Source organism: Hadarchaeum sp. (SeqCode) (assembly GCF_049969415.1).
Taxonomy (GTDB): domain Archaea; phylum Hadarchaeota; class Hadarchaeia; order Hadarchaeales; family Hadarchaeaceae; genus Hadarchaeum.
The window spans coordinates 1-620 of sequence record NZ_JBMFOX010000134.1 but is presented as its reverse complement, the minus strand read 5'-3'; the positions used below and the strand labels follow the sequence as shown (position 1 = coordinate 620).

The window sequence follows — 620 nt, the reverse complement described above, 5'->3', positions numbered from 1 at the left end:
GCCGCGCGCGCGCCTATAGACTGTTATCTGCGGGTTATTGCTGTTTTGAATGGTGAGATCCGACGCTTAAACCTTGAGCTAAGGCGTATGGCTGGCTTGGATGAGGATGTACGCCTATTGATGACTGTTCCAGGGGTTGGCTATTACACTGCTTTGCTTATTAAGGCTGAGACAGGCGATGTTAACCGTTTCAAAAGCGGTGAGCACTATAGCAGCTTCATAGGTATTGTTCCATCAACGTATAGTAGTGGAGGCGTTACGCGTCATGGGGGCATAACCCATGAGGGTAATCCATGGCTTCGATGGGCTTATTTTGAGGCTGCCATGACCCATGTTAAATATGACACGGCTATTAGCCGCTCTTACCATCGTATTGCTGAGCGTAGGGGTAGGAAGGTTGCTTTGGTGGCTACTGCGCGTAGGCTTGCCCTATGCTGTTATTCAATCCTTAAGAATCGTAGGCCTTATAGGCCTTTTCCGTCATGGTCAGGCGTTGCATGACTCCTCGTGAATGCGCTGTCCCGTAGTTGGACGTGCGCGCGAATGAGGGTGCCTGGTGGCGAAGCCATAATGCCCTTTCTTGCTGGGCGTATAGGCGCTTGCCCTTCGTTTTGAAGGGG

1 protein-coding gene is annotated in these 620 nt (G+C 51.3%); it reads left to right on the top strand.

All coding sequences use genetic code 11. The features are described from left to right. Window positions 1–87 precede the first annotated feature (87 nt). The gene (locus ACP5PX_RS08370; protein ID WP_428085488.1) at window positions 88–501 is read left to right on the top strand and encodes a transposase; all 414 of its coding nucleotides are present in this window, start codon (window positions 88–90) and stop codon (window positions 499–501) included. The last annotated feature ends 119 nt before the right edge of the window (window positions 502–620 follow it).

Bases quoted from the DNA above. Each gene is read 5' to 3' on its own strand.
- ACP5PX_RS08370 (WP_428085488.1), top strand. From the start codon at position 88: ATGGCTGGCTTGGATGAGGATGTACGCCTATTGATGACTGTTCCAGGG.